20 protein-coding genes and 1 rRNA gene are annotated in these 23,041 nt (G+C 67.5%); 3 read left to right on the top strand and 18 right to left on the bottom strand.

What is annotated here, in order from left to right:
* Positions 1–180: 180 nt before the first annotated feature.
* Both JDV75_RS03380 and JDV75_RS03375 read right to left on the bottom strand, forming a co-directional pair.
* Complete coding sequence (locus JDV75_RS03380) at positions 181–2,019, bottom strand: ABC transporter transmembrane domain-containing protein (protein ID WP_198737853.1); 1,839 nt, start codon at positions 2,017–2,019, stop codon at positions 181–183.
* Positions 2,016–3,737: an ABC transporter transmembrane domain-containing protein gene (locus JDV75_RS03375; protein WP_198737852.1), complete on the bottom strand. Its 1,722-nt coding sequence runs from the start codon at positions 3,735–3,737 to the stop codon at positions 2,016–2,018. The genes JDV75_RS03380 and JDV75_RS03375 overlap by 4 nt, the downstream gene beginning before the upstream one ends.
* A gap of 214 nt (positions 3,738–3,951) precedes the next feature.
* Between JDV75_RS03375 and JDV75_RS03370 the strand changes: the two genes are divergently transcribed.
* A complete protein-coding gene (locus JDV75_RS03370; protein WP_198737851.1) occupies positions 3,952–5,433 on the top strand; it encodes a peptide MFS transporter in 1,482 nt (493 codons plus the stop codon).
* Between the two features lie 113 nt (positions 5,434–5,546).
* A complete protein-coding gene (locus JDV75_RS03365) occupies positions 5,547–6,017 on the top strand; it encodes a hypothetical protein (protein ID WP_198737850.1) in 471 nt (156 codons plus the stop codon).
* Here JDV75_RS03365 and scpB read toward each other — a convergent pair.
* Both scpB and JDV75_RS03355 read right to left on the bottom strand, forming a co-directional pair.
* Positions 6,011–6,580 carry an SMC-Scp complex subunit ScpB gene (gene scpB / locus JDV75_RS03360; RefSeq protein WP_336244284.1) on the bottom strand — a complete coding sequence of 190 codons (570 nt, stop codon included), beginning with the start codon at positions 6,578–6,580 and terminating at the stop codon, positions 6,011–6,013. The genes JDV75_RS03365 and scpB overlap by 7 nt on opposite strands.
* Before the next feature lie 31 nt (positions 6,581–6,611).
* Positions 6,612–7,439, bottom strand: a complete 828-nt coding sequence (locus JDV75_RS03355; RefSeq protein WP_198737848.1) for a sulfurtransferase — start codon at positions 7,437–7,439, stop codon at positions 6,612–6,614.
* Between the two features lie 241 nt (positions 7,440–7,680).
* On the opposite strand from JDV75_RS03355, the gene JDV75_RS03350 reads away from it, so the two are divergent.
* The gene (locus JDV75_RS03350; RefSeq protein WP_198737847.1) at positions 7,681–8,829 is read left to right on the top strand and encodes an AAA family ATPase; all 1,149 of its coding nucleotides are present in this window, start codon (positions 7,681–7,683) and stop codon (positions 8,827–8,829) included.
* A gap of 14 nt (positions 8,830–8,843) precedes the next feature.
* Here the strand turns inward: JDV75_RS03350 and JDV75_RS03345 are convergent, their stop codons facing one another.
* From JDV75_RS03345 to rrf, 14 genes are all read right to left on the bottom strand, one after another.
* Entirely contained in the window at positions 8,844–9,677 is an 834-nt protein-coding gene (locus JDV75_RS03345) for a segregation and condensation protein A (protein ID WP_248094785.1), read from the bottom strand.
* 2 nt (positions 9,678–9,679) lie between these two features.
* Positions 9,680–10,552 (bottom strand): AAA family ATPase, encoded by an 873-nt coding sequence (locus JDV75_RS03340; protein ID WP_198738425.1) that lies wholly within the window; start codon positions 10,550–10,552, stop codon positions 9,680–9,682.
* Between the two features lie 199 nt (positions 10,553–10,751).
* Complete coding sequence (locus JDV75_RS03335) at positions 10,752–11,690, bottom strand: tyrosine recombinase (RefSeq protein ID WP_198737846.1); 939 nt, start codon at positions 11,688–11,690, stop codon at positions 10,752–10,754.
* Complete coding sequence (locus tag JDV75_RS03330) at positions 11,687–12,349, bottom strand: NUDIX hydrolase (protein WP_336244283.1); 663 nt, start codon at positions 12,347–12,349, stop codon at positions 11,687–11,689. Before JDV75_RS03330 ends, JDV75_RS03335 begins: the two co-directional genes overlap by 4 nt.
* A 12-nt stretch (positions 12,350–12,361) precedes the next feature.
* Positions 12,362–14,023 (bottom strand): CTP synthase, encoded by a 1,662-nt coding sequence (locus JDV75_RS03325; protein ID WP_232958154.1) that lies wholly within the window; start codon positions 14,021–14,023, stop codon positions 12,362–12,364.
* 228 nt (positions 14,024–14,251) lie between these two features.
* Complete coding sequence (locus JDV75_RS03320) at positions 14,252–15,304, bottom strand: copper transporter (protein ID WP_198737845.1); 1,053 nt, start codon at positions 15,302–15,304, stop codon at positions 14,252–14,254.
* Between the two features lie 50 nt (positions 15,305–15,354).
* Positions 15,355–16,539 (bottom strand): putative cytokinetic ring protein SteA, encoded by a 1,185-nt coding sequence (gene steA / locus JDV75_RS03315; RefSeq protein WP_198737844.1) that lies wholly within the window; start codon positions 16,537–16,539, stop codon positions 15,355–15,357.
* 85 nt (positions 16,540–16,624) lie between these two features.
* Entirely contained in the window at positions 16,625–18,355 is a 1,731-nt protein-coding gene (recN, locus tag JDV75_RS03310; protein WP_198737843.1) for a DNA repair protein RecN, read from the bottom strand.
* Between the two features lie 62 nt (positions 18,356–18,417).
* Positions 18,418–19,353, bottom strand: a complete 936-nt coding sequence (locus JDV75_RS03305; protein WP_198737842.1) for an NAD kinase — start codon at positions 19,351–19,353, stop codon at positions 18,418–18,420.
* On the bottom strand, positions 19,350–20,186 hold the full coding sequence (locus tag JDV75_RS03300) for a TlyA family RNA methyltransferase (protein ID WP_198737841.1): 837 nt from the start codon (positions 20,184–20,186) through the stop codon (positions 19,350–19,352). Before JDV75_RS03300 ends, JDV75_RS03305 begins: the two co-directional genes overlap by 4 nt.
* A 78-nt stretch (positions 20,187–20,264) precedes the next feature.
* A complete protein-coding gene (locus JDV75_RS03295) occupies positions 20,265–20,456 on the bottom strand; it encodes a hypothetical protein (protein WP_198737840.1) in 192 nt (63 codons plus the stop codon).
* A gap of 2 nt (positions 20,457–20,458) precedes the next feature.
* Complete coding sequence (locus JDV75_RS03290) at positions 20,459–21,442, bottom strand: HAD-IIA family hydrolase (RefSeq protein WP_198737839.1); 984 nt, start codon at positions 21,440–21,442, stop codon at positions 20,459–20,461.
* Between the two features lie 90 nt (positions 21,443–21,532).
* On the bottom strand, positions 21,533–22,714 hold the full coding sequence (locus JDV75_RS03285) for a hypothetical protein (protein WP_198737838.1): 1,182 nt from the start codon (positions 22,712–22,714) through the stop codon (positions 21,533–21,535).
* 213 nt (positions 22,715–22,927) lie between these two features.
* Positions 22,928–23,041: ribosomal RNA gene (gene rrf, locus JDV75_RS03280) — 5S ribosomal RNA — on the bottom strand; the annotation flags it as partial.

Here is a 23,041-nt window from a genome sequence, read left to right as displayed (position 1 = left end):
CGCTCCGGAGGAATCGCTCCCCGTGTCACGGCCACACCACCCGGCCCCGATCTGGAACGCGGCACCCCGCATCGCAGGTGGTCCGGAGGTGGGTACCTCCCGCGCCGGTCCAGCCGGATCACCTACGCCGACCACCCGCGGCGGAGGTGATCCGTTCACCGGTGGCGGACGAAAGCTCCGTCACCGTCCCAGAGACCATGCGGCCCAGAGGTCCGCGTAAGCTCCGCCCTGTTCCACGAGTTCCCGGTGGGAGCCCCGCTCCACTATCCGCCCGGATTCCATGAGCCAGACCTCATCGGCGCGTGCCGCCTGATCGAGTCTGTGTGCGATGACCACCGCGGTCCGTCCACGGACCACGTTCCATGCCGCCTCCTCCAGGGCGGCACCTCCCCCGGCCCCGGCCTCCGCGGTCGCTTCGTCGAGGATCACCACCGGAGGGTCGATGAGGAGCACCCGGGCGAGCGCCACCTGCTGGGCCTCGACCGGACCGAGAACCTGCCCCCGCTCCCCGACGACGGTGTCCAATCCTTCGGGTAGGGCGTCCACCCAGTCACCGGCGCCGACCCGTCGCAGGGCGTCTACGAGCGCCGGGTCATCCGCGCCCGGGCGGGCCAGCAGGAGATCCTCCCTCAGGGTGCCGGCGAAGACGTGCGCTCCCTGGGTCACCAGACACACCGCCCGTGCCCGCTGGCCCGCCGTCAGGGTCGACGCATCCGTCGTACCGATCACCACCCGCCCCGATTCCACCGGCCGACAGCCCGCGATGAGCGCCCCGAGTGTCGACTTCCCCGCACCGGAGGCTCCGACCAGTGCGGTCACCGTTCCAGGTGCCACCTCGGAGGTGATGTCGTCGAGTACCGTCCGACCACCCGGATAGCCGAACGTGAGGTGTTCGATCCGTAACCTCGGTGCGGTGCCGGCAGGAATCCCGGAGACCACCCCCGCAGGCTCCGCGGGGCGACTGTCCGGTTCGACGATGACACCGACGACCCTGCGAAGTGACGCGGCGGCGGAGGCGAGGGGGTCGATGAGGACGACGAGCATCCCGATCGGTTGGAACAGCCTGAGGAAGTAGAGGGCCGCGGTGGTCACCACTCCGACGGTGACCTCGCCGTGATCGACCAGGAACCAGCCGATCACCAGGACGCCGGACATACCGAGGTATTCGGCCAGATTGACCCCGCCGAACAACCGGTTGATCAGGATCCGTATCCAGACCCCCAGTTCCACCGCACGCCAGGAATGATCACCGATCCCGGACCGGCGGGAGGCCTGGAGATTGAATGCGCGCACGGTTCGCAGGCCACGGAGGCTCGCGAGGATTCCGGACGCCCGTTGCGCCATCTCCATGCGCTGACACAGGTACGCGTCCGGGGCGTGCCTCCGGTACCTGTGGACGAACAGGGCGTAGACCGGGAGAAGCAGTACCGCGACACCGAGGAAACGCCAGTCCAGGAGCGCCATTCCGACGATGGTGACGACAACGGCGAAGCCCCCGATCGCGAGTGACGCCAGCGATTGGTTGACCGCCCGGGTCATCTCCGCGACATCGTCGGTCGTCCGGGAGACGAGATCCCCGACCCCGACCTCCTCGATGCGTTCAGCGGTCATCCCGATACCACCGGCGATGACACGTTCCCGCAGGGAGGCGATGACACGTTCCACGGTTCCCGCCATGAGCACGTAGCCGAATCCCGTCAGCACCGCCATCGCGACCACCGCCGCAGCCATGGCACCCGCCGCGAACCAGACGGCTGTCGTACCCGTGTGTCCCAGCAGCGGATGTCCGTCACGCACGAGATCGACCAACCCGCCCATGAGCCGGGGTGTCACGAGTCCCAGTGCGGATCCGGCGATGAGCAGTACCAGCGATGCGCAGAACCGGACGAGGTGCGGTTTGAGTTCCGCGGCCAGGATGCGGCGGACCTGGGCTCCGGTGGCGACGTGCAGTGCACCGGCGGCACCGGAGACGTCCGGCTCGGGACACCGGGTACGCGGGGTCGCACCGGCCCCGGTCACGACGCCACCCCGTTCCCGACGATCGCCGGTCCGACGACATGATCGGCCGCGGCGCGCCACGCGGGGGAACCCGTGAACACCACCGTCGTCCGCCCGGACCGAAGGGCGCGGATGCGCTCGACGATCCTGGCTTCGGTGACCGAGTCGACCGCCGAGGTCGGATTATCGAGAACGAGGATGTCCGCGTCGGCTGCCAGTGCCCGGGCGAGGGCCACGCGCTGGCACTGTCCCCCGGAAAGCCGGTCGCCGCAGTCGCCGGTCACTGTGTCGAGTCCCTCCGGGGAGTCGATGATGTCGTCCAGCCCCGCGGCCAACGCGGCCGAATCGACACCCACCACCGGGGTCGATCCGACATGGTCGGTGGCTGAAGCCGCCCCCTCCGCGATGTTGCGTCCGACGGTACCGTCGAAGACCTGCGCCCGGTGTGGGGCGACGAGGATCCGGGAGCGCACGATGCCGACATCGATTTTCGCGAGGTCATCTCCGCCGACCCTGATGATTCCAGGCTCCGCGGGCACCGTCATCGCGAGCAGGTCGGTGATCCGGGAGACCTCGGAGGCGGACAGGTCGAGGACGGTCAACGCACCGGGGGCGACCGTCAGAGCGTCCCCGTGGACGGTGAGCTGGAGGGTCGTTACCTCCTCCCCGTGCGGCCGCGGGTCGGTGCCGGTGTCGGCGAACACCCTCGGCGCTTGGAGTATCCCGAGAACGCGGTCGGCACTGCCTTTTCCGGTCGCCCAGAGAACCGCACCGAAGTCCCCCACGAAATTCAGCGGTTCGGTGACCAGTTGGGCGAGCCCGATGACGGTGATCATCTGGCCGAGGGTGATCCGCCCGGTGACCGCGAGCAGTGCACCGGCCACCGCTATCGTCGCGATGAGCAGTCCCCCGGTGACCCTCATCGATCCGGTGAGGATCGCGTTCGAGTTGACGGAGCGCAGTGTCGCGGACAAAGCGCGCCGCGACAGTCCACGGTAGCGGGCGTTGGCGGCGCTGTCCGCACCGAGTCCCTTGATCACCCGGACCCCCTGCATCATGTCCGCCGCGGTACCGGCAGCCTCCGCGGCGGCCTGTTGCTGTGCCCGGAACCGGCTCGCCAGGGGACCACCGACCTTCTCGGCGACGAACAAGACGATCAACGCCCCGAGAATCGTCGCCACACCGAGCGGCCAGTGGATCCGGAGGAGGATCGCCGCGCCGAAGATGAGTCCGACCATCTGGCCCACCGGATAGAGCAGTGCCTGCGTGCTCATGGCGACCTGGCGCACATCTGTCGCGGCGATCGCGAGCAGCTCTCCGGGGAGCCGGCGCGGACCACCGAGACCTCGGGGGTCGAGCATCCGGTCGGTGAGGCGCATGCGGAGCCCGTGTTCGACGTAGTTCATGGAGATCCAACCGAGCCTGGATGCGTATCTGTAGGCGGTGGACAGCACGAGAAAATCAACGGCCAGGAGCGTCAGCAGAAGCACGAAGGTACGCGCGTCACCGGCGGCGATGCCGTGATCGATGGCCAGGCCGACAATGACCGGCACACCCATCTCGCCGATCTGGTGTATCGCGGACAGGATCAGGGCGGGCACCATGAGACGCGGATGCGCTGTCATCGACCGCCACAACAACTGCCGGGGAGTCGTGTCCGCGTCGACGCGGGGGGCATCCGATGCCTCCGCGCGGGTCCGGTCGTTGATTCCGTCCGAAATGCCGACTGTTGACGTCATGAACCCTCCTCCGCGGAAATCCGGTCTGAGCTTTCCCAGGTTAAGGCGCGGCTCACCTTCCCGTCACATCAGCTATACCGACCAACCCCCGCACAGGGACCTCACACGGGACTTTCAGAGTCGGGTTCCGCCAATTCATCCGCTATCGACGGGGGTACCCGTTCACTGCGGACACGTTTGTCCGCAGCCACCTGATCCACCGATAATCCTTTTCATGACAACTTTTGAACAGTGTTCAACGGCACCCTCGGCGCCCACCCCGTACCCTCGGCGGGGACGGGTCCTGGTCTCCGTGGCCGGGGTGGAGATGTGGGAACGATTCTCCTTCTACGGCATGCAGGCGATCATGCTGTACTACCTATACCACTCCGCCACCGAGGAGGGCCTCGGCATCGACCGGACCGACGCCACCGCACTGATGGGTGCGTACGGTGCCCTGGTCTATCTCTGCACCCTGGGTGGCGGCTGGGTCGCGGACCGGCTGACCGGGGCGGAGAAGACACTTCTCGGCGGCGCCATCATCCTCGTGGTGGGCCATCTCGTTCTCGCCCTGGTTCCCGGAATACCGGGCGTCACCGCAGGTCTCCTCGCTGTCGCGGTCGGCTCCGGTGCACTGAAGGCCTCCGCGATCACGGTCCTCGGTGTCGCGTTCTCCGACGACGAGGGCAAGCGCGATGCGGGATTCCAGATCTTCTACCTCGGAATCAACATAGGTGCGCTCCTCGGACCACTGCTCACCGGCTGGCTGCAGACCTCACGCGGCTTCCACTACGGATTCGGCGCAGCCGCCGTACTGATGCTCGTGGGACTCGCGAACTACCTCGTCACCCGTTCCCGACACATCGCGGACGTGCCCACCGATCCCCTGCCCCCGTCCTCCCGTCCGCGACTCATCGCCGTCGCAGTGGGCGCCGCCGCCATTGTCTCCGTCGCGGTCGCTACCGGCTGGCTGAATGCCGGATCCGCCGCCAACGTGCTTCTCGCGCTCACGCTCGGCGCCGCGGCCGTATTGTTCGCTCAGATGCTCCGCGACGGTTCGCTCGATGCGGTGGAACGACGCAAGGTCACGGCATTCATCCCGGTGTTCCTCGCCTCCACCGCCTTCTGGGCCGTCCTGAACCAGACCTACGGTGTGTTCGCCGTGTACTCGGACATCCGCCTCGACCGCACGGTGGAGATCTTCGGCACCGTGCACGAGGTCCCGGCTTCCTGGACGCAGTCGCTCAACCCGGCGTACATCCTCATCCTGTCCGGCCCTGCGGCACTGCTCTGGGCCGCACTCGGGAACCGGGTCGGCTCCGCGACGAAGATGGCCGTGGGAGTCGTCATCTCCGGATGCGGGCTGCTCGTGCTCCTGCCCTTCGTGGGCGGTGGACCGGGCAGCACACCGTTCCTCGCGCTGGCTGCAGCGGTACTCGTGATCACCTGTGGGGAGCTGCTCGTCGGACCGGTGGGGATGTCCACGACGACCGCACTGGCACCCGCGAGTTACGGGACGCGGTTCTCGGCCCTCTACTTCCTGACCATGGCTGCCGGGACCGCGGCGGCGGGCGTGATCTCGAGGCTCTACAACCCGGATGATGCGGCGGCCGAGCGGATCTACTTCACCGCCTGCGGAGTCACCGTCATCGTGATCGGCGCGACGGTGCTCGCCCTCGGACGCCGGATCAACCGGCTGACCCACACGGGCGACTGACACCGACCGCCGGAGAACCGGCGATCCTCCCGAAAGCGACCGCGAAGGGGGATAATGGACCGGACAGCCGTCCATCCGGAAAAAACGGGCGGCATCCCCACAAAGGAGGGCCCGTGTCACGTCGTCCGCTCTGCCGACCCACCTCGGCGTTCCTGACGATCATCCTCGCCGCCGTCGGTCTCGGTGCCGGCGCGTGCGACTTCGGTCGCGATCCCCTGTTGAAGGCCCTGGAGATGAACCCCGATTCGGTCGTGCCCGCGACGCTCTACGATTCCGGTGCCACGGGCATGACCGTCATCTGTCCCCACCAGCCACGGACGGCGGTGGACGGGACCCTCGGCGACGGCCCCCACAAGGACATCCCGGAGAGCGGTCTGCTCGAGGACTCCAACGCGCTTGGCATCGTGAAGCCGTCCGGGCGCACGATCATCAAGAAGTACGCCCGCTCAAAGGTCGATCTCTGCGCCCGCCCTGTCCAGTTGGGGCTCTACCCCGGGGACACCCGGGCCACGTTCGAGAACCACGACGGTACCTTCACCCTCGTCTCTCTCGACCCTGGCCAACCGGATGCCGGCGGTCAGTAGTCCTCGTCGATGGTGTCGACGTCGGGTAGCAACGGTGCCAGGTCCGGCAGTCGTTCGAGACTGTCGATGCCGAGCAGCTCAAGCAGGAGTTCCGTGGTGACGTAGCGGTGGGCTCCGGTCGTCTCGTCGCTGTCAACCTCACGGATGAGCCCACGGAGCTGCAGCGTCCGCATCACACCGTCGACGTTGACGCCACGGACGGCGGACACCTGCGCGCGGGTCACCGGCTGACGGTAGGCGACGACGGCGAGTGTCTCCAGGGCGGCGCGGCTCAGGCGCGACTGACTGCCGTCGAGGATCAGCTTCTCCACGACACCGGCGTTCGCGGGACGGGTGTAGAGACGCCAGCCCCCGGAGCTCGAGCGGAGATCGAATCCGCTGCCGCGCGCGTCAAATTCGGTGCGGATCTCCTCGAGGATCTCGGTTACGACGTCACTTTCAGCGCCGAGAACGCCTGCCAGGGTGTCGACTCCGACAGGGGAGTCGACGACGAGGAGGATGGACTCGATCTGGGACCGCAGCGCAGTCACCGGTGCCAGTGTCGGGGAACCTGTTTCACTCACCCGGGACACTCTACCGGTGCCGGGACGCCGGTCAGGGTCCCACCGGCTGGCAGGCCGCGGGACTCCCCCATTCGGACCAGGATCCGTCGTAGACGGTGAGGTCGCGGTAACCCGCGCACTCCGCGGCGAGTGCATCCACGCACGCCGTGACCCCGGAACCACAGCTGAAGGTGAGTCGGCGGGCGTCGCCCACCACACTGCGGAACAGGTCCACCAGTTCCTCCGGTGCGCGCATGCGACCGTCGGAGAGGACCCTGGTGAACGGAATATTCACGCTGCCCGGGATGTGCCCCGCCCGCAGTCCCGGACGCGGTTCGGGTTCGACGCCCGCGAAGCGGCCCGCACTCCGGGCGTCGACAACCTCCCAGGCGCTCCGTGCCAGGGCCCGGGACACCCCGGATACGCCGACCAGGAGTTCCGGGCGTCCGGTCGCGGTTATCGTTCCACGGAGCGTGGGTGAAGCGAGGGGTTCAACCCCGTACCCGGCACCGGTCCACGCCGGGAGACCACCGTCGAGGACGGCGACGTTGTCCAGGCCCGCGACCTTCGCGAGCCACCACACCCGGGGCGCGCACATGATGCCGAAACGGTCGTAGACCACGACCGCCGTACCGTCCGAGATACCCCGGGTCTCGAAAACGTCACGGACATCCGCCGGGACGGTGTGCGGCAGCGGTGAATCATGGTCCGAGAAATCGCCGTCCAGATCAGCGAGCAGGGCACCCGGCACACCCACCGAGCTCTTCGCCGGGTTCCCCATGGAGGCGCACAGGACTACGAGGTCCGAGTCCCGGTTGTGGATCTGGTCGGACAACCAATCGACGGTGACGACGGGGCCGGGAACTGTGACGGAGGACATGAAATGAGAATACGGGACCGCCGCACCCGTAAAAACACCCGAAAAGGGGTGCAGGAACAAGGCGGGGTCTGACACAGACGATGTTTCCGACCCCGGAGAACTGACCGGGCGGTGAGCACAACCACGCCACCGCCCCCACCGGCCCGGGTGGGGAACTGGCCTATGATCGGCGTGCAGGGAGTTGTTTTAACAGATTTAACAACAGTCCGTGGTGGCGGTGGCCACCGGTCCGAGGAGGACCGTGCCCGATCCAGCCGCGAGAAACCCCTTCACCCCTACCTTCGGCAGCTCCCCGGAACTCCTCGTGGGACGGGACGATATCCTCGAGGCCTTCACCCGCGGACTCGACGAGGGACCAGGATCACCGACACGCGCGCTGCTCCTGTCCGGACAGCGCGGCGTGGGCAAGACCGCCCTCCTCAACGCGATCGAGGACCGGGCGCAGACACTCGGCTGGCTGACCATCGCCGAGACCGCGCTGGAGGGCCTGATCGGCAGGCTGGTCACCGATCACCTGCCTGCACTTCTCCGGGCCCACGATCCCCGGTCGGTGACCAGGCTCCTCGACGGCGTGACCGCCCCGGGAGGGATCGGTGGGGCCAGCTTCACCGTCCGGGACCGGCACCCGCGCACCCCGTCACTCCGGTCGCAGCTGACGGACCTCACCGAGATCCTCGCACCCCATCGGACCGGTGTCCTGATAACGGTGGATGAGGTGTGGCCGGGATCCGCCGTGGAGCTCCGCGAGTTGGCCACCGTGGTCCAGCACCTGTTCCGGGAGGCACGTCCCGTCGCCGTCGTCATGGCGGGACTCCCGGAGAACGTCGACGCACTGTTGAACGCCGAGGCCATCACGTTCCTGCGGCGGGCACACCACGCGATCCTCGGTGCCGTCACCAGAACCGAGGCCCGCGCCGCCCTCGACGTACCCGTGACCGCGGCCGGACGGAGGTTCACCGCCGACGCGCTCGACGCCGCGGTCGACGCGACACGCGGATACCCCTACATGATCCAGCTGATCGGATACCACGCCTTCGCGGTGCACAGGGAAGGTGCCGTCACTCTCGATGCGGTGGAGAGAGCCCGGCACCGGGCACTCGGCGAGGTGGGACGCATGGTACACCGCCCCGCGCTGCGACTGTTGTCGGCGAAGGAGCTGGAATTCGTCCGCGCCATGGCCGTTGACGACGGACCGAGCCGGACCAGCGACATCGCCGCGCGGATGGACCGGTCCCCCGCCTACGTCGGTCAGTACCGGCGGAGACTACTGGCCAAACACATCATCTCCGCGCCCGCGCACGGGCTCGTCGATCTACCGATGCCCGGAATACGCGACTACCTGCGACTCGACCCGGAAGCCACCGAGGCCGGATACACCGGCTTCTGGTGAGCCACAGCATCCGCTCACTCCCAGTTGCCCGCGGCCACCACCCTGGGATCCACCTCGATACCGGTCCAGGCGATCCGCAGCTCGCCCAGCGCCTCCTCCTGCTCGACACCGATCGCCTGCGCCTTGTACAGCTCCAGAAGCGCAAGGAACCGGCCGACCACCTCCATCGACACGGAGCAGTCGTGGGTCAGTGTCGCGAAGGTGAGCCAGTGTTGCGCCCCGGCGAGCCGCAGGGTGTCGAGTATCCTTCCGGCCTGTTCCGGGACGGAGACGGCGACCTTGTGGATGTGGTCGGTACCGACGAGCTCCGGCGCCCTGGGGCGGAACACACCCGCCGCCAGCTCGGCGAAGCTCGCCGGGGTGTGACCGAGCGCCACCGGTGGGAGCAGCTCCGCGAAGCGCTCCTCCAGGCTGACCGCGCGGGGATAGCGTCTCGGTGCTCCCCGCTGCCAGGTGGAGAAGAGCTCGGCGACCTGCTTGTAGGCACGGTACTGCAGCAGTCGCGCGAAGAGGAGATCACGGGACTCGAGGAGGGCCAGATCCTCCTCGTTGTCCACCTCGCCCCGGGGCAGCAGCCGCGCGGTCTTCAGATCCAGGAGCGTCGCTGCGACGACGAGGAATTCGGTGATCTCGTCCAGCTCGGCGGTCTCCCCGAGTGCCCGCGTGTAGGCGATGAACTCGTCGGTGACCCGCGAGAGACTCACCTCCGTGACATCGAGCTTCTTCTGTCCGATGAGCTGCAGCAGCAGATCGAAGGGGCCGGTGAAGTTCGCCAGCGCGACCCGGAACCCCGTGATCTCGGGTTGTTCCCCCAGCGTCGCCGAGGTTGCGTGGATCCGTCGGCCCACGGTCAGTCGACGGTCCGCTCGATGACCTCGCGCGCCAGGTTCCGGTACTGGTCCGCGCCCTGGGAGTTCGGCGCCCAGGTGATGATGGGTTCTCCCGCAACCGAGGTCTCCGGGAAACGCACTGTCCGGGTGATCACCGTGTCGAACACCTGGTCGCCGAACACCTCGACCACCCGGGACATGACCTCGCGAGCGTGGCTCGTGCGTCGGTCGAACATCGTGACCAGGATCCCGACCACCTCTAGGTTGAAGTTGAGCCGGTCGCGGACCTTCTCCACGGTGTCCGTGAGCAGCGCCAGCCCCCTGAGAGAGAAGTAGGCGCACTCCATCGGGATGATCACTCCGTGGGAACAGGCCAGGGCGTTGACGGTCAAGAGACCGAGAGAGGGCTGGCAGTCGATGATGATGTAGTCGTAGTCCCGCATGACGGGCCGCAGCGCGCGGGCGAGGGTCTGTTCACGCCCGACCTCATTCACCAGTTGGATCTCGGCCGCGGAGAGATCGATGTTAGCGGGGACGAGGTCCAGTCCGGGAACATTGGTGCGGTGGATTGCGTTGAGCACCGAGGTCGAGCTGTCGACCATCAGGTTGTAGACGGTCAGATCGAGTTCGTCGTGGGGAATGCCGAGGCCCGCCGACAGGGCCCCCTGCGGGTCGAGATCGACCAACAGGACCTTCCGTCCCTCCGCAGCGAGGCAGGCACCGAGGTTGATGGTGGACGTGGTTTTACCCACGCCGCCCTTCTGGTTACACATCGAGAGGATCGTCGCGGGACCGTGCCTGTCCAACGGTGCAGGTACTGCGGGCTCGCGGAGGGGGCGCCCGGTCAGACCCACCTCGGGTCCCGGTGAATCGAACAACGCCGAATCACTCACAGTCAATCCCTCTTCCTTGTCATTCGCAGATACACACATCGGCCGACCTTCCAGCCGAGACTCCGGTGGGCGACCACTGGTGCACTTTTCTCTTACACCGGTGTGGTTCCAGATTACATGGTCGGCGGCTGACACCCCGACGACACCGTCGAACAGCGAATACCAATCAATGATCAACCTTGTGGACTTGACTCTGTTCTCATGTCCGTGGGTGGGCGCTGGCCCACACCTGACGGAGGTTCTCCGGTGTCACGTGGGTGTAGATCTGGGTGGTGGTCACTGAGGCGTGCCCCAGCAGCTCCTGGACGACACGGATGTTCGCGCCCCCCTGGAGCAGATGCGTGGCGTAGGAGTGCCGGAGTGTGTGCGGGGAGATTCCGGCCTCGATGCCGGCGCGCTCGGCGGTGTCCCGAATGATCCGCCAGGCACTCTGTCTGCTGAGCGGCCCGCCCCGGCGATTGAGCAGAAGCGCGTGGGTCTTCCCCCGGGACATCGCGGGCCTGCCGCGGACCAGCCAGTCCTCGACCGCCCGGATCGCCGGCGCACCCACCGGAACCATCCGCTGGATGTCACCTTTACCGGTGAGCACCAGCATCGTCACGGAGCCGTCCGTGGTCGAGCGCGGTGCATCATCGACCCGGAGTGCCGTGATCTCCGAGATGCGGGCCCCTGTACCGTAGAGCAGCTCCAGTAGCGCCCTGTCCCGGAGATCGGCGGCCGTCGCGTGTTCACCGGTGGGCACCGCGTTCAGCAGAGAGCTCACCTGGTCCACGGTCAACGCCTCGGGCAGCCGTTCGCCGACGGACGGAGGCTGCACCTGTCCGGATACGTCGAGCTCGAGTTTCCCCTCGGCCACGCCGAATCTGTGCAGGCCCCGCGCGACCACCAGAGCCCGTGCCGCGGAAGATGCGGCCAACGCCCTCCGGCCGGTGTCCGGGTCCCCGGTGCGCAGGTGGACGAGATAGCGCTCGATATCCGTTTCGCGGACCTCTCTCAGATCCTCCAGCCCAGCCTCATCGAGCCAATCGAGATAGCGCAGCAGATCGCGGCGGTAGTTCGATTCGGTGTTGGACGACACGCCCCGCTCGACCACGAGGTGGTCGAGCCAGTCACGTGCCAGATCCCGGGGATCCGTCACAGCCGCTTGAGATCCGTACCCGGTGCGTGGCCTGCACCTCGACGTCGTGGCAGTGACGTCGGTCGGAGCCGGAACGGCTCGTCGATGCTCCTGGGCGTGCTACGCCCCGCGAGGACGTCGAGTCCCACCATGATGCCGGCGACGGCGATCGAGTTGACGATCTCCCCCGACACCACCATTCGGTGGACCGCCTCGGGATCGAACCAGGCGAGGACCATGTCCGATTCCTCATCGTCGGCGAGCTCCGGGCGCTCGACCGCGGAGAGGTCTCGGGCGAGGTACACCCGCACGGCCTCCTCACAGAACCCCGGGGAGCTCACCACATCGATCAGGAGATCCCATCGTCCGGCCCTTAGACCGGCCTCCTCGGCCAGCTCACGCGCGGCACACTCCAGCGGATCCTCGTCGGCAAGGTCGAGAAGTCCCGCCGGTAGTTCCCAGAGCCGGTCCCGGACACAGTGCCGGTACTGGTGCACCAGCGCGATCCGCTCCCCGTCGAAGGCGAGTACGGCGACCGCGCCGAAGTGCTCGACGATCTCCCGGGCGGAGACGCTTCCACCCGGCATGGTCACCCGATCACGGCGGACCGCGATGATCGGGGCGTCGAGGAGCAGCTCCGACTCGGTGACGGTGAACTCGTGCGAACCGGGTGCGGTCACGGGAGCGCTCTCCTATCGACTGGTACGGCGTTCGACCGCTGCGGCGACGAGCGCGGCGAACAGCGGGTGCGGGCGGGTCGGGCGGGACTTGTACTCCGGGTGCGCCTGCGTCGCCACGAGGAAGGGGTGCACGTCCCGCGGGTACTCTACGAACTCGACCAACTTGCCGTCGGGGGAAGTTCCGGAGAACACGAGTCCCGAGCCCTCGGCGATCCGGTCCCGGTAGGCGTTGTTCACCTCGTAGCGGTGCCGGTGGCGTTCGGAGACCTCGGTCGTGCCGTAGGTCTCCGCGACGACCGAACCCTCCTCGAGAATCGCCGGGTAGGCCCCGAGACGCATGGTCCCGCCCAGATCGGCCTTGCCCGAGACGGCGTCATGCTGATCCGCCATGGTCGCGATCACGGGGGCGGGGGTCTCCGGATCGAACTCCGCGGAGGACGCGTCCTCGATTCCGGCGGCCCGGGCCGCCTCGATGACGGTGCACTGCAGGCCGAGGCACAGCCCGAGGAGCGGGATACCGTTCTCGCGGCAGTAACGCACCGCACCGATCTTCCCCTCGATGCCGCGGATTCCGAAACCACCGGGCACCACGACGCCGTCGGCACCGTCGAGCGCCTTCGCGGCACCCTCGGTCGTCGCACAGTCGTCGCTGGGGACCCAACGGATCACGGTCCGGACGTTGTTCCCGAATCCACCGGCCCGGATCGCCTCGGTGACGGAAAGGTAGGCGTCGGGCAGATCGATGTACTTGCCGACCAGGGCGATGGTGACCTCGCCGGCGGGGTTGTGGACCCGCTCCAGCAGGCCACCCCACACCGTCCAGTCAACGTCGCGGAAGGGAAGACCGAGGCGACGGATCAGGAAGGAATCGAGGTGCTCGCGGTGCAGTACCTTCGGGATGTTGTAGATGGAGGGTGCGTCGGCACAGGAGATGACACCCTCCTCGTCCACGTCGCACATCAGCGCGATCTTGGATTTCAGTGCGTCGGGGACCTCACGGTCGCAGCGGAGCACCAGCGCGTCGGGGACGATACCGATGGAGCGGAGCGCGGCGACCGAGTGCTGGGTCGGTTTGGTCTTCAGCTCACCGGACGGTGCGAGGTAGGGGACGAGGGAGACGTGGATGAAGAAGATGTTCTCCCGTCCGACGTCGTGACGGGCCTGTCGGGCGGCCTCGAGGAACGGCTGCGACTCGATGTCTCCCACGGTCCCGCCGATCTCGGTGATGACGATGTCGGGGCGGACGCCGTCCGCGTCGGGCTCCCCCATTTCGAGGACGCGACGCTTGATCTCATCGGTGATGTGGGGGATGACCTGGACCGTGTGGCCGAGGAACTCTCCGCGCCGCTCGCGGGCGATGACCGTGGAGTACACCTGTCCGGTGGTGACGTTCGCGTTCGAACTGAGGTTCCGGTCGAGGAAACGTTCGTAGTGACCGAGATCGAGGTCGGTCTCGGCGCCGTCATCGGTGACGAAGACCTCGCCGTGCTCGAAGGGATTCATGGTGCCCGGATCGACGTTGAGGTACGGATCCAGCTTCTGCATGGTCACCTTCAGACCCCGCGCGGTGAGCAGCTGCCCGAGGCTGGAGGCCGTGAGGCCCTTACCCAGCGAAGACGCGACACCGCCGGTGACGAAGATGTACTTGGTATCAATGCCACGCGTATGCGACAAAAGGGGACTCCCGGGGTTCTAGGTCGATCCCGGGCTCACTGCCGGTCGGGATCGAAGTGTGCGGACTGCCCCACCCGAAGCATCGACGTCAACCGGTCGATCCGCCTGCCCCACGGACGTGGAGCGGGCCCGGAAAACGAGGAAACCGCAGGTGGTGCTGAAGGTTAACGGCAACGTTACCCACGGGTCTTCAGTCTAACACAGCCCCGGTGGGCGCCCGGGGAGGAACTACTCGGTGGCGGGAGCCGGAGCGGGTTGCTCAGCGGCGGGTTGTTCCTCGGCCGGGGCCTCCGGTTCCGTGTCACCGACTGCCGGGGCCTCCGGTTCCCGGATCGGACCGGTACGTCTGGCGGGTGCGGCGGCTTCCACGGAGGCTGCCGAACCGTAGGACCCCGAATCGCCCTCGCGTTCGTAGCGTGCCGCGAGGACGGTTGCCATACGTCCGTAGGCCCGGTCGATGGAATCCACGGTGGAGACGTGCGAGTTTGCGTCCGGATCGGCCCGCAGCACACCGATGGCGCCTGTGTCCGCGGCGGTGTGTACGCGGCCCGCGAGAACGACTCCCCGGCCCCGTGTGTCCAGCGCCGTCGCGAAGGTGGCGAGGTTCTTGGCCGCGAACCGGTCACCGGAGCCGTCGTCGTCACCGGTGATGATCACGATGATGTCCGCAGGCTGAAGGGTGCCCTGTTCGAAGGTGATGAAGCCGGCCTCGGAGAGTGCATTGAGCAGGAGATCCCGTTCCCCCACTTCCGCCTGTGGTTCTCCGGTCGCGACATCCTTGAATAGTGCGGCGCCGAGGGCTTCACCGGAGTGGGTGCCGGGATCGAGCCGGTCGAGGGAGAGCTGCGCACCGGCCGGAAGGGTCGAGGTGACGATCGTCTTCAGCCCGTCGGCGCCCTCCTGATTCAGGAACTTGTCGGTCAACGTGACGGTACCGGCGTCGACCGCCCCCGCTTTCCCGAGGAGCCAGGCGATGTTGTCGACGTCCTCCTGATCCGCGCCGGGGGTTGTCACGAGCAGAACGGACTGGTCGATGAGGGTACCGGACACGGTCTCCTCCGCGACGCTCGCGACGACGGCATCCGCGGTATCCGCCTGTGCGGCTCCGATCTCCGCGTCGAGGCGGGCCTCCTTGAGTTGTGCGGGCGTGATCGTCTCCGTTCCCGAATCCCCCTCAGGAAGGATGGGGGCCAGCACACAGGCACCCAGGGCGACGCCGCCCGCGATACCGAAGAAGATGCCCGCCAGCGGTCCGAATCGACGCTGCGAAGTATGGGCCATGGGTAAGACTCCTGATCAGGTGTGGTGAGGGGTTGGCTGCGGAGAAGCGGTCAGCGGAACCAACCCTGAGCGGTGAGCGCGAGGTTGTTCCAGGTGTCGATGAGGTTCTCGGCGAAGCCGCCGTCCCCGGATGTGCCGGCGATGACGAGAATCACGGCGACGGCGACGAGGAAGCCGAGGAGGGTCCACAGCCACGCGAGGTTGACCGGCCCGCCGACGTTGTAGAGCTCCGCCACCGTTTCACCGTCAATCAACCGGGCGCCGAGCTTGGACCTCGTGAGCAACGCAGAGGGGGTGGCCTCGGGACCGCCGACGAAGATCGTGTGGAGATCCAGGGGTGCACCGGCGTTCACGATGAGGGAGGCACCGTGGTAGTCGGCCAGGAGCAGCGCGAGATCCGTGGCGGACTTGCTCGCCGCGGGGAACGTCATGGCGCCGATACCGAGGTCCTGGATCCGTTCGAGTCCGACGGCGTGCCCGTCGGGGTCTGCGGGGAGCACGACCCGGGCACCGCTGCGCAACGCCTCCGAACCGATGCCGGACGGGTCACCGACGACCAGATCTGGCGTGTATTTGGCGTCCACGAGGGCATCCGCGGCGGAATCGACGCCGATGAGAACCGGGTCGTACTCACGGATGAAGTTGTGCAGACGCTTCAGCTGTTCCCGGTGATCGGGACCGGGCGAGAGGACCAGAACTTTCCGGTTCGCGATCTCGACACCCGTCTCCGGGACCCCCAACCCGTCGATGAGCAACGGTGCCTCCGAGTGGATGAACTGGATCGTGTTCCCGAAGAACGCCTCCATGTGGTCAACGAGTGACCCCTGCGCCTCGGTGAATGCGATCTCCGCGGCCCCGGGATCGAGTACCCGTCCCGCACAGATCAGGGTCTCCCCCTGGTAGAGCTCGCCGTCCTCGGTGAGCACGCCCTTGCGACCGTCCTTGAGGTGCCGCCACACCTCCGCCCCCACACTGTCCACGAGGGTGATACCGGCGTCGAGCATCATCTGCGGACCGAAGTTCGGGACCGCACCGGTGGTGAACCCGGCGACGTTGACGACAGCGGCGGGGCGGGCGTCGATAAGTCGTTGAGCGAACGCCCGGTTGATGTCCGGCGCATCGATCACCGCGATGTCACCGGAGGAAAGACGTTTCAGACCTTTTCCTCGGCGGGTGCACTCGCGGAGAGTGCCGCGCAGGCCGGGGAGATCTACGGTGCGGGAGAACAGACTCATGCCGCTATTGTGCAACCGGGCGGGCCCCGCGTGGTGGAGACTCGCGGAACAAAGGTGCAGGATGTCCGTCCGGTTCATCTCTCCGTCAGCGGAATCCGGCGCGGACCTTCGCGGCGGTGTCGAGTAGTTCCCTGGCGTGCGCCCGTCCGGTCGCGGTGTCGTCGAGCCCGGCGAGCATCCGGGAGATCTCCTCGACCCGGCGGTCGTCGTCCAGTACCACCACCCCCGAGGTCACCGAGGAATCACCGACCTGCTTGGCGACGTGGAGGTGGGTGTCCGCGAAAGCGGCGACCTGCGGAAGGTGGGTGACCACGATGACCTGGTTGTCCACGGCCAATCGTGCGAGCCGACGTCCGATCTCGACCGCGGCCCGCCCCCCGACCCCGGCGTCGACCTCGTCGAACACGAGGGTCGCCCCACTCGTTCCAGCGGCGAGGATGACCTCGAGCGCGAGCATGACGCGGGACAGCTCGCCGCCGGAGGCCGTGGTCGCCAGGGCCCGTGCGTCCGCATCGGGGGTGGCCGCGAGGAGGAACTCGACGTCGTCCGCGCCATCAGCTCCCGGGGCCACCTGCCGGAGAGCGACCTCGAACCGAGACTTCGCCATCGCGAGTCCGTGGAGCTCCGCGGTCACCTCACGACCGAGACGGTCAGCGGCGGCGGTTCGGGCCTCCGTGAGCTTGTCCGCGGCTCCGCGCATCGCACGCTCCGCCGCCGCGGTTTCGGCCTGGAGCTTCTCCACCGCTTCACCGGAGACGTCGATGGCGGCGAGCTTACGTCGGGCCTTGTCCCGCCACGCGAGAACCCCGTCGATGTCCGCGGCGTATTTCCTGGTCAGCTGCTTGAGCTGCTGTTGGCGCTGAAGCATCTGCTCGAGGGCGTCGGGGTCGGCGGGGAGACCTGAGAGGAACCCGCCGAGTTCCGCGGAGATCTCCCCCAGCTTCGATGTCATCTCCCCCAGTCGCGCTGAGACCGCGGCGAGAACGGGATCATCCGACCCCGCCAACGCCGACTGGGCCGCACCGAGGAGATCAGAGGCACCCGAGGTGTCGGCTGCACCATCGAAACCACCGAGCGCCTCGGGCCCGTCGACGGCGACGACGGCCGCGGTCGCCTGTTCCCGCAGTCCATCGACGTCCTGGAGCCGGCGGATCTGCTCCTTGAGGTCGGTGTCCTCCCCGGGCACGGGATCCACATCGTCGATCTCGCCGATCGCGAACTGCAGGCGATCCACCTCCTGGGCGAGCTCGCGGCGTCGGGTCGTTCGCTCCCTGAGATCTCTGGCCTTGTCGCGCCAGGAACGCCACGCCCCCCGGTAGGCCACGAGCAGCGGCGCGATATCCGGATCGAAGCGGTCGAGTGCGGCCAGCTGGCGTTCCGGGGACAGCAACCGCAGCTGGTCATTCTGACCGTGGATCGTGAGCAGGTCCGCGGTGAAGTCCGCGAGAGTAGCGGCGGGGACCGAACGGCCACCGAGATGTGCGCGACTGCGTCCCGTCGCGTTGACCGTGCGCGACGCTATGAATTCTCCGTTCTCGTCGGCTGTTCCGCCAGCCGCGTCAACGAGGTCGGTCACCGCGGCGGCGGTCTCCGCGGGCAGCCGGTCCACGAGAAACCTGCCCTCGACCACGGCCTGGGTGGCACCCGTGCGGACCCGTGAGGCATCGGCCCGCCCCCCGCACAGCAACCGGAGGCCGGAGACCACCATGGTCTTTCCGGCACCGGTTTCACCGGTGAGCACGGTGAGCCCGGCCTCGAGTTCGGTGGTGGCGACGGGGATGACACCGAGATTCTCGATCGTGATCTCTGCAAGCATGCCACCACGATACAGCAACCGTTAGAACAGGCGTGCTAGAACCGTGGGCCACTGTGGACGCGTCAGGTTCCGGCGGCGCCGTGTCGCTTCGCGGGGTCGGGGCCCCGCCATCCCTCCACCGGGAGACGGAACTTGGTGACGAGGCGATCGGTGAATGTCGACTCGTCCAGGCGGACCCAGCGCACCGGCCGGCGACCTCGCTCCACCTCTATCCGGGACCCGGGCGGCATGGGGAGTTCACGGAAGCCGTCCATGATCGCGACCGCTGCGGAGGTGTCGGAGTTCGACTCGACCGCGACGATTGATGAGGGGCTGACGACAAGGGGTTTCGCGAACAGCGCATGGGCGTTGTTGGGGACGACCAGAATGGCGTCGAGCTCGGGCCAGAGCACGGGTCCTCCGGCGGAGAACGCGTACGCGGTTGATCCGGTGGGAGTTGAGATGAGCATGCCGTCGCACCCGAAGGTGGATACCGGGCGGCCATCCACCTCCAGCGTCGCGTCCAGGACCCCGGAGCGGTTGAGATTCTCCACGCTGACCTCATTCAACGCCCAGGCCGTGCCCACACTCTCCTGATCGGGCCCCAGCACCGTGACGTCGAGGGTCATCCGGTCCTCGATCCGGTAGTCCTGCTCGATGACGCGGGCGATCGCCAGTTCAAGGGAGTCCGACTCCCATTCGGCGAGGAAACCGACGTGTCCGAGGTTGATGCCCAACACCGGCAGATCGTTCATGTGCGCGATGTCGGCGGCACGCAGGAACGTACCGTCTCCGCCCAGCACGAGGACGAGCTCAACCCCGTCCGCGGCCTCCGCGCAGTGGGCGAAGCGCGGGAAACGCCCGAGTACAGGGTGCTCGACCAGGACGGTGGGGTCACTGGGGGTGAGAACCCGCACCCGGATCCCGGCGGCATCGAGCAGCTCGGCGGCGTCGGCGGTGGCCTCCAGGTTGGCTCTGCGTCCCACGTGCGGGACAAGTAGTACCTCGCGGTCGGTCATTTCGGCCCTTCCTCCACTGCTCGTTCGACCATCTTCCGGATGTCGTCGTCCCGGTGCTCCGCATGTCCGGCTCCGTCATCCGCCGGCCCGTTGACTAGCCACAGGAAGTACTCTACGTTGCCGGACGGCCCGGGAAGTGGGGATGCGACCACTCCCCGCACGGTCATCCCGAGCTCCCTGGCGAAGAACGCGATGTCGCAGGTGACTTCTGCCCTGAGTTCCGCGCTGCGGACCACCCCACCTGAGCCGAGCCGTTCCTTTCCCACCTCGAACTGCGGTTTCACCATGGGGAGGAGATCCGCACCGGGGACCATGCAGTCACGGATCGCCGGAAGGACGAGCCGGAGGGAGATGAACGACAGATCCCCGACCATGGCGTCGCAACGCCCGCCGAGCATCTCTGGCGTGATCCCACGGATGTTGGTCCTGTCGAGGACCCGCACCCTGGGATCATTCTGAAGCCGCCAGATCAGTTGCCCGTAACCCACATCGACGGCGACCACCTCCGAGGCACCGCGCCGCAGACAGACATCCGTGAAGCCCCCGGTCGACGCGCCCGCGTCGAGGACTCGCCGCCCGAACAGGGAGAGCCCATCCCCGGCGAACGCATCGAGTACCCCGAGCAACTTGTGCGCTCCCCGTGAAGCGTAGGTGTCCTCCTCGGCTTCGGAGACGCGGATGGAGACATCCGGGTTCACCACGGTGGCCGGCTTGACCGCGAGTATTCCCCCCACCTCCACCCTCTTGCCGCGGATCATCTCCACCGCGTGCTCGCGGGACCGTGCGATCTTGCGGCGGACGAGTTCGGCGTCGAGACGCCGGCGGGCGACCATCAGGGGGCTCCTCGGTATTCGGTGACGTACATGGCGGGTGGTGATCCGAACGCGACCGGGCGGCGGGTACCGCAGCGGTCACTGCAGCGCATCGTGCAGAATCTGGTGGGCCCGGGCGAGCTGATCGGCTTCCTCAGTCAGCGTGGCGGTTTCCTCCCCCAGAACGCCGCGAAGACTCGTCTCGAGTTGCTCCGGGGTGGTTCGCGGATCCGCGGGATCGCCGGGGGTCGGACGACCGGGTCGCGGTCCGGGTTTCGGTTGTCCGGGCACGCTCACCACCACTCCTCCAGTACACGGCGGGCATCGGCGCTGTCGCCGGTGACCTCGCTGACCGTGGCTTCCGTGGACCACACAACGGCGGCGGCTGTGCGGAGCGCCTGTATCGCGGTGGAATCGGGGGTTCCGCCGCTGATTCGGAGAACGTCACCGTCGATCGTCGCCGTGAAGTCCCCCTGGGCCCCGGGACGAAGCGACTCGGTGGATTCGGCGAAGATGTCGAGGGTGTCGGAAATCAGTGTCGGGCGGTGCGACTCGGGGGCCCGCAGGACATCGTGGTGTCCACTGACACCGGTGAGGACGCAGAGGGTGTCCATTCCGGCGGCCACCCCACCGGCGATGTCGGTGTCCAGTCGGTCGCCGACCGCGAGCGGGGATTCGCAGCCGAGCGCCTGGGCGGCGGAATGGAACATCGCCGGTTCCGGCTTTCCCGCTGAGATCGGGGAGACACCGGTCGCGGAGACCACCGCAGCGACCATCGATCCGTTGCCGACGTGCATACCGCGCTCTTTGGGCAACGTGGTGTCCAGGTTGCTCGCGAGGTAGAGAGCACCCTTCCGGATGGCGAGCGCCGCCTCGGAAAGCTGCCGCCAACCGGTATCCGGATTGTGCCCGTGGAGGACGGCGGCCGGGTCGTCGTCGGCGGTGTCCGTGATGGTGAACCCTGCGTCGGCGGCGAGCGACCGGAACGAGTCGGTGCCGAGGACGAGGACGGTCGATCCGGCCGGGATCCGGTCAACGGCGAGCTCGACCGCGGCGAGCGCGGAGGTCATGATGCCCTCGGGGCGGGTCTCCAGTCCGAGCCCGGTGAGCTGTTCCGCGACCTCAAGGGGGGCACGGGATGCGTTGTTGGTGACGTACATGGCGGGAAGACCCGAACCGCAGACAGCGGGAACAGCGCCCGGTATCGCGGCCCCACCCTGGTAGATCGTGCCGTCGAGGTCGAGGAGCAGTGCATCGTAATCTGAGGCCACAGTCATGGTGCATCAGTCTACCGAGTCCCCCGGCCCCGGTATCGTGTGCCCCACCAAACGGCGGGACACGTCACGTGCAACGGCGCAGCGCCGCGGTCAGCCGAGTTCAGCGAGCCGTTCGTCGGTATCGAGCATCTCGTCGGTGTCGGCTTTTTTGGCGTTCGCGAACCACTCCCGGGCCTCTTCGGTGCGTCCGGCGGCCGCGAGCGCATCGGCATAGGCATAGAACAACCGGGCCGCCGCAGCACCGGTACGGCCGGGGTTCAGGTCCTCACGCTGGAGTTCGATCACGGCGGCATCGACGTCGCCCATGTCCTTCCGGGCACCGGCGAGGACGATGGCGAACTCGGTCCTCGAGTCCGGGTCGAGAGCGTCGATGTCTTCATTCCGGGACATCTCGATGGCGCGTTCCGGTCTGCCGAGGCCCCGCTCGCAGTCGGCCATCACCGCGAGCAGTCCCGGGCCTCCGCTCATCCGTCGGGCGGCGCGCAGCTCCGACAGGGCTTCCTTCCACTGGCCCGCGTGGTACGCCGCGATTCCACAGGTCTCGCGGACCACGGCCACGCGGCCCGCACGATCCTTCGCGGCCCGAGCATGGCGCAGGGCGAGGTCAGGGTCATCAGCCATCAGCATCGCCGACATGACCATGTGCCTGCCGACAGCCTCGGCGTTGTCCTTGGAAAGCGAACGGAGGTCCTGCCGGACGGACGGATCCAGCTCCTGTGCGGTGACGTCGTCCGGCAGCTCTGGCTCCGACATGCGTGCCTTGATGCGTTCCTCGCGGAAACCCGAGCGCTGCGGGCCAGCCCGGAAACCGTCGTCGCGACGTCCGGCCCCGGCCCGCTGTGCGTGGCCACGCCCACCGTTGTTGTTCCGTCCACCGTTGCGGTGATCATCGTCGCGTTGACCACTCCCGGGACGACGGTCGCCGCCCCGAATCGGGCGACGGGCTTCACCCTCGCCGGGGCGTCCCCCACGGCGCTCCCCGGAGTCCCGTTCGCCGTAACCCCGGCTGCCGGTGCCCCCGGTGCGGCGTCGATCGCCCTGTCTGCGATCGTCGTCGTTAGACCGGCCTCCACGGTAACCGTCACGCTTCGGCCGATCGTCGTCGGTACTGAAGCCACCGGTCCTGGGATCGTAGCTGGCTTTCGGGCGGTCACCTGAATCGGAGCGCGCCCCGCGGGATCCACGGGAATTCTGCGGGCGGCCGGAGGACGGGCGGTTGTCGCCCCGACCCCGGCCAGAGTGACGGTTGTCGTTGGAATTGTGTTCAGCCATGACACATGCCCTTCCGGGATCATCGGATTTGAAACGGTGTACGGACAGCGCGCGCCCGGGGATACGGACGGCAACTGGATCAATCCATGCTACCGCGCCCCTTTTTCATGGGTGGTAAACGCACGAAAAGCGTGGACCATGACGGTGACCGTGACCCCCTGGGGGCATCATGGTCGGATCATGGTCCACGCTTCGTATTTTGTGAAGTTGTAGTGTCGGCGGTGTCCTACTCTCCCACACGCTCCCGCATGCAGTACCATCGGCGCTGGTGGGCTTAGCTTCCGGGTTCGGAATGGGACCGGGCGTTTCCCCAACCGCTAAAACCAC

This window comes from Corynebacterium meridianum (assembly GCF_016342265.1).
In the GTDB taxonomy this organism is placed as follows: domain Bacteria; phylum Actinomycetota; class Actinomycetes; order Mycobacteriales; family Mycobacteriaceae; genus Corynebacterium; species Corynebacterium meridianum.
Note: the sequence above shows the minus strand (reverse complement) of the source record. Positions and strands in the feature narration are given on the sequence as shown.